Origin of the sequence: Photobacterium sp. BZF1, from assembly GCF_014349205.1 — a bacterium.
Taxonomy (GTDB): domain Bacteria; phylum Pseudomonadota; class Gammaproteobacteria; order Enterobacterales; family Vibrionaceae; genus Photobacterium.
On the sequence record NZ_JACSOF010000228.1, the window covers coordinates 1 to 6813 of the forward strand.

The following is a 6813-nucleotide window of genomic DNA, read 5'->3' on the forward strand; positions in this document are numbered from 1 at the left end:
TATCTCATCAAATTGATGGATATAGCAATAAAGCGTTATAATTTAATAAAATACACTTAATGGAATGCGATAAACATGCAACAAGGTCAATTGGTACCGCTAATTAAGACAGTAAATGCCAGTACGATCATTGCTTTAGTCAAACATTTCGAAAGTGATATTTACCCATTGCTAAGTGCGGCAGGTATCCCTGATGATATACTGCAGCAGCACCACGAATACCTCCCAGAAGCCCCAATAAGAAACCTTTTAGGTATGATGGCAGAACGGGCTGACCCTGAGTTCTACGGTGATTTGCTTGTGACTTCTATTCGTGAATATTTCATTCCTAAGCTTCTGGAACACCTAGATAGTCCGGAAACTATTGGCGATGCTATTGAGCAAATGAAAACGGCAGTGTTGCATGAGTCGCCAACAACCCAACTAAGTATTGGCTACTTCAACGATACGCCGTGGTTATGCCGATTTAAGCCAGTCGAAGAAACTGATGGTTATGTCTGGTCTGAAATCTTTGCAATTCTGTTCATCATCGAGTTTATTCGTCACGCCAGCAAGCAAGATTGGTCTCCCAGTTATATCGCTATGCAATCTGATGGGGCTGACAAGTTAGCGCTTATTCTGAAATCACAAACAACCCATTATTACACCAAGCGCAAACTCGGTGCCGTTGCGTTAAGTAATGATATTCTGGGTCTGCCCTATCACTCTACAGCTAAGTTTACTGTCCCAAGCCCTTCTGCCGACACCCCTAGAGAAATCACATATATCGAATCTATCTATCACGCGCTCGCTCCATACCTGTGTAGGCAATCTATGACAATTTCTGACGCCGCTACACTGTTAGGTACAACGCCAAGAACACTTCAGCGTAGATTGTCTCAGGAACACACCAGTTTTAAGCACATCAGAGACAATATTATGCTGGCAACAGCCTGTCGGCTGATGGAAAACAAAGACTACTCCTTAACCGACATCGCTGTTGAGTTGGGCTACGCTGATATTGCTCATTTTTCACGAGCATTTAGAAAACTTACGGGGTTCCCTCCCAAAGACTACCGCAAACAATTTGTCGCTTAGGCCGGCAACACCGGGGGGCCTGAATCATCACTCACATTGTTCCTTGATTGCCATTTTTCAATCAAGGTAGAGACACTGATCATATAAACACTCAATAGGACTAACTGCCAAATTCGAGTGTAGAAGTTCACATCCATCAGCTTTGTGTCACTAGCGACAACAGCGCCAAAAATCACCAGAAGCGCAGAAAATATCCCAGCATAAATTGGGGCTTTCTCTGGCTGATTAAAGATCTTATTGGCAAAACTCAATGTAAAGAATGCCATCATCGCAACCAGGAACGGGAACCAAGGTACGGTGACTAACAGTTCATAGGCAATAATTGCCAATAAACCACCCACAATATTGGTCATCAGTAAAAACATGCTCAACTTGACACTTTTAGGTGCGGTTAATTGCAGCGATAAAATACCAACGAAAATCATTGTTAGAATTGCGCCTGTGGTTTGAAAAAAATAGCAAAACGCAATGGCCGGTAAACTAATCAACAGTGCTTTATATGACTCCTTCATCTTCAGTTGTTGTTCCTGACGCACTTGTTCTAGCGTTTTTTCTTCAATCGATGGCATTCTTGTAGGTTGAGATGGAAACACCCAATGCATTAATCCATAAACGACGACAGCACCGCCCCCGGCTAGCATCAAGGCCTTGCCTACTTCAAGAGCAATAACCGGTTGCATCAACCCCAAATACGGCAATAGTAGTGCCGATATCATCAGCATGGTTGCGAAAAAATTCCATTTTTGGTCTTGGAACAAGTAATAAGCCCAAAGCATCAAAATGCCTACAAGAGTCAGCATGATAATTGGGTATTGAGCTAACCCATTTGTCACCAGCAAAGCGATGATTACCGTCGCCACCATAGATAAACCTAGTTCCGTCATGACTTGTTTATCCGCAACAGGTTTATCTACCAGGAGTTTGGCAACAAACACTGGCATTACATATGCCAGTGTCCAGTTCAGGCTGTAAGCCAATATCAATGAGATCATCACACCCGTTACATATCGGAGGATATTTCGACTTTGTTCTAAACGCATATCTCTGCCTCCAAAGGTGTTAGCGGATATATGAGAACCAAGTGATCACTCGGATCCAGATTTTCCCGAACACATTCATTAGTGAGCTTTCATCGGTATACATCATGATATCGGCTTGACCGCCAACCCTAAGGCTTCCCTTCGGCATTTGCTCTTCAAAACGAATCATAACCGGGAATCGCTGCGTCTGACGTAGCCACCCTGATTGATTAGTCACAGTCGCCAATTGGCCTGTTTGCTGTGCTTGGCCCCAGTCAACACCGTAATCAATGCTTGTTACTTCTCCTGTAAAAACTTCACCTGGGACATTGTCTAGCGCGATTTCTACCTTATCGCCCGGTTTAACATTGCCTAGGCTATTTTCACGGTAATATGCCTCGACCCAACTCTCATCGCCAGATACAAAGGTCATCAGAGGCTGGCCTTTGTTGGCAAAGATACCTTCATCTAATCTAAAGTTTGTCACTGCACCAGCAGAGGGTGCTCTGATCACTGTACGTTCAAGATCCAACTGTGCTTTTTGAAGGGCCAGAATCGCGGCTTGGATTTCAGTGTTTTCATTGCCCTTAGCACCTAGTTGTTTTTTAGCCTGATCAACAGAAGCTCTCGCTTGATCAACACGGGCACTCGCTTGCGCCAGAGCGGCATGGGTTTTATCCGCATCAGCTTGGGTCACAATCCCCTTTTTCACCATGGCAAAAACTCGGTCAGCCTGACGACGAACGTTCTGCTGGTTGGCTATCGCATCACTCAACTGTGCTTGTGCAGATTCAACAGATGCCGTCTGAACACCGACTTCCTTACCTGCTTTTTCTAGGTCCTCTTCAGCTTGCTTAAGGGCAATAACATAGTCCGTTCTTTCCAGTTCAATAAGCGGTTGACCGGCTTTCACAATATCATTGGGTTCGACATGCACTTTCGTTACAGGACCGCTCACCAAGGGGGCTAATGGAACAATATTGGCTCTTACTCTTGCCATATCTGTGGTTGGAATCACCCGGTCGGAGACGAGATAGAAAACGAATAACCCTGCACAAAATAGCAGTGTAATTAACGTCGCTCTTCGTGGATCACGTGCGTGACCATCACCCTTTTTTGCTCTCTCGGTATTAGTTCGACTCTCTGCGACTGGGTTCTGTGTCTGTTGCTCTGTTGTTGTTAGTTCTGCTTTACTTTGCTGGCTCATTACAACCTCATTGTATTCATACAATTAGTTAATAACTTTCAATGCCTGCATTGTAGATTTTACAGCTGAAGATTCTTATCAATTCACGCCATCGAGCACAATTATGCATTTATGAACACTATCATTGCAAAAATGATGATAAACCTCTGATTATCTAAATTAACTTGCTTATAAAATGCAATTTAGCTTGAAATATTGGAATCGGTGTCACATATTGTCTTAATTGATACTTTTATCAAAGCAATTGTCGGCCCATTTAGGTCTTACCATGGATGTATACGGTAGTAGTAACTTAGATGATAGAATTTCCTCAGATCCATCTTGACCCTGATAACACTTTTGCCTCTGATTTCGGCATACTGATCCATGACGAATTCAAAATCCTCTACGTTGATGAGAACCTCTGTAACATCATTGGTGTGGAGGATGTGCCTAACGACATATCTTTACCTAACTTGTTAAACTTGATCGTAGATATCAACCCTGAGCTTGCGCTGGCCCATTATCACCGATTGATGGACGGTTCTGCTCGACCTCGGGTGCAAACATTCAAAGTCACCAAACCCTCTGGCAAAATCGCTCACGTTCTCGCCGCAGAATCAATTGTGCAATGGAAAGGCGAAATGGCGATTCAGTTGGCAATCATTGATATCACTGAGAAGTACAACGACTTTTACCAACTCGAGCAGCAAGCTTCAATTGACTCACTCTCAGGACTCACCAACCGAAACCGGTTTGATTCCATTCTAAGCAGTGAATTAGCGAAAGCTCAGAAGCTCAACTACCCAATCTCATGCCTGTATATAGATATTGATGACTTCAAGCTGATCAACGATAGCTATGGTCACCAAGCTGGCGATGAAGTCATCCGGTTATTTTCCCAGTGCTGTAAATCAAGTATCCGCCAGTCTGATTTCATTGGTCGTTGGGGCGGAGAAGAATTTGTCATTCTCCTTCCTCACACTTCACACCATTTTGCGCTATTGCTAGCGGAACGCTTACGCTGGAGAGTCAGCAAGTTAGACGTGCATATTCCAGAGGGCGATATTAATTTCACTATCAGTATTGGAGTAAACACCCTTATCGACGCTAAGGCTTCACCTGCAACGGTACTTCACCAGGCCGACCTTGCACTGGCTTACGCCAAACGTCATGGAAAAGATCAAGTTATCTCTTACGAAAAAACAATTATACCCAGCAATAATTAACCCATTACAATCAATAATATAGTGAAGGTAACTATATAGCCATCCATAGTGTGCTACGTTTTTCGCTCATCGATGGCGCGAATTGATAAATGTCTTTAGGTGGTTTTTCCTACACTTCATCTCGTCCGATAAACAACGAGGTTGCAAGTAAAGTGAAAAGTCTTTGGAATAAAATTAAGTATTTTCTAACTACACCTTACGGTAAAGCTTACCTAGTCTTAATTACCCTCACCAAATTATATTTGGTATATAAATGGGCCTTGGATCATGTTAAAGACTTCGGTGGCGAGATATTTAATTTCGTTGGCGCGTCAGTTCACTTCGGCGAATCGCTAAGTGCGATTTCCTTTACCGCCCTATGCGGTTATTACACCGTAAAAGCAGTAATTAATATATTCAAGCCTTCAGCTAAGACTGAAGTTGCAGCCTCATAGGCATTAACCTAAAAAAAAGAAGCCTTTGACACTGTCAAAGGCTTCCTATTTATATACTCAATACTTAAGTGCTGAATCCATTAATACTTGAAAAACGCCAACTGTTTACGTTGTTGTTCTGCCAATTGGGAAAGCTCTTCACTGGCACTTGCGCTTTGGCTAATGCCAACCACATTTTGGTTAACAAGCTCAGACATGTTCACCACGTTCTTATTGATATCTTGCGTCACCATAGACTGCTGCTCTGCCGCCGTTGCCACCTCGGTATTCATATCACCGATGGAGGTAATGGCATCAGTAATCCCCTCAAACACCTCATTGGCCAAGCTTGTTAGCTCTTCTGACTCTTTCAGCATCTGCAATGATTGCTGCATTCCGTCATTGGCATTCGCCGACTGGCGTTGGAGATCTTCAATGATCGCTTGGATCTCTTGAGTCGACTCTTGTGTCCGAGCTGCCAGCATACGTACTTCATCGGCCACAACAGCAAAGCCTCGGCCTGATTCACCAGCACGGGCTGCCTCAATCGCTGCATTCAATGCCAGCAGGTTCGTCTGCTCCGAGATAGCCTGAATAACTTCAATAACTTTACTAACTTGATCAGATTGCTCTCGCAAGTGCATCACAACATCAGCAGCTTCTGACATTTTCTCAGAGGTAACCTGATTTGATTGCTCGCTTTGGGTAAAGACATTGCGGCCTTCATCAACCATTCTCTGGCTTTGTTTGGCACAAGTGTCAGCATCTTGGGCATTACTGCTAACATTATCAGCTGTGCTTGAAAGCTCATTGACTGCAGAGGCAACCTGTTCGATTTCAGCCATTTCTTGCTGGGCATTAGCTTGAGAGGTATTCATCACCTCCGCTAACTCGGTAGATGCTGCCGCCACTTCTTCACTGATACGATTCAAGTGAGAAATGGTCTCTTGCATCCTTTCTAAAGTATTGTTCAAATCTCGGCTGAGTTCCCCGATTTCATTTGAACCATTTACATGAACACGCCCTGTCAAATTGCCCAAAGAGAGCTGTTTCAAAACTTCACGTACTTCAAGGATGGGTTTAACCATACGACCTGAAACCAGCCACGCTATAACTAAACCACTTACGACCATCACAGCCATAATTAGCATGACGCTTTGCATCATTTGACGGTATTCTGCTTCACCAGCTGCAATTTCTTGTTCAACATAGAGATCAATAGCGATAGTTAATTCATCAATCGATTGTATTAATTCGCTACCTACACCCCTAAAGTTAGAAGCTAGCATTTCTGATTCTTGTACTGTGACGCCAATACTATTTTTGCGAGCAACAAACGGCTTTAAATCATTATTTATAAAGCGCTCATAATTTGCCATTTTTTCATTGACCACCTGAACATTTGTCACTAAAGCAGGCGTCTGTGAAAGTTGATCGAGTAATACTCGGCTTGCATCAAACCCTTGTTTTACCGCTGCATCCAAATTGTTGAATGCCGATAGATCATAAAGTGCATAGATCGCACTGACACGAGCAGCAAAGCTGTGTTCAAGTATCTGTTGGGAAACAGTTTTTTGTTGTAAAGCTGAGAATGTAGTATCGCTTGTATGCGCGCGTTGAGAACGGGATTCCTTTGTCACTACAGCAAATGCTACTGCCATAATCACACAGATGAGTAAAACGGGAACAAGCACCTGTTTCCGTACAGATATATTGTTAAAATTTAAAAGCATGGACAAAATAAATAGAATTGGTATATGAGATCAACTTTAACATGAATCTTCCCTGTTATTTTGATTTTTATCAATACGTTTACACCGTAAATTTTATGACAATCACCGTCAAAAAAACGTCCCCATATAAATAAAAAAGCGGTGTCATGACACCGC

At 43.0% G+C, this 6813-nt stretch carries 6 protein-coding genes; 3 read left to right on the plus strand and 3 right to left on the minus strand.

The features are described from left to right. Positions 1 to 75 precede the first annotated feature (75 nt). Positions 76 to 1077, plus strand: a complete 1002-nt coding sequence (locus BIZ37_RS28745; protein WP_187464450.1) for a helix-turn-helix domain-containing protein — start codon at positions 76 to 78, stop codon at positions 1075 to 1077. Here the strand turns inward: BIZ37_RS28745 and BIZ37_RS28750 are convergent. Beyond that, positions 1074 to 2117: a DUF2955 domain-containing protein gene (locus BIZ37_RS28750; RefSeq protein WP_187464451.1), complete on the minus strand. Its 1044-nt coding sequence runs from the start codon at positions 2115 to 2117 to the stop codon at positions 1074 to 1076. The genes BIZ37_RS28745 and BIZ37_RS28750 overlap by 4 nt on opposite strands. 19 nt (positions 2118 to 2136) lie before the next feature. Continuing rightward, positions 2137 to 3303, minus strand: coding sequence for an HlyD family secretion protein (locus tag BIZ37_RS28755; RefSeq protein ID WP_187464452.1), 1167 nt, complete (start codon positions 3301 to 3303; stop codon positions 2137 to 2139). A 296-nt stretch (positions 3304 to 3599) separates the two neighbouring features. Here BIZ37_RS28755 and BIZ37_RS28760 point away from each other — a divergent pair, with 296 nt between their 5' ends. Both BIZ37_RS28760 and BIZ37_RS28765 read left to right on the plus strand, forming a co-directional pair. Further along, positions 3600 to 4511: a sensor domain-containing diguanylate cyclase gene (locus tag BIZ37_RS28760; protein WP_187464453.1), complete on the plus strand. Its 912-nt coding sequence runs from the start codon at positions 3600 to 3602 to the stop codon at positions 4509 to 4511. Positions 4512 to 4600: 89 nt separating this feature from the next. Then, the gene (locus BIZ37_RS28765) at positions 4601 to 4945 is read left to right on the plus strand and encodes a hypothetical protein (protein ID WP_222939877.1); all 345 of its coding nucleotides are present in this window, start codon (positions 4601 to 4603) and stop codon (positions 4943 to 4945) included. Positions 4946 to 5025: 80 nt separating this feature from the next. Here BIZ37_RS28765 and BIZ37_RS28770 read toward each other — a convergent pair whose 3' ends face one another. Then, the gene (locus BIZ37_RS28770) at positions 5026 to 6585 is read right to left on the minus strand and encodes a methyl-accepting chemotaxis protein (protein WP_255526954.1); all 1560 of its coding nucleotides are present in this window, start codon (positions 6583 to 6585) and stop codon (positions 5026 to 5028) included. Positions 6586 to 6813 lie beyond the last annotated feature (228 nt).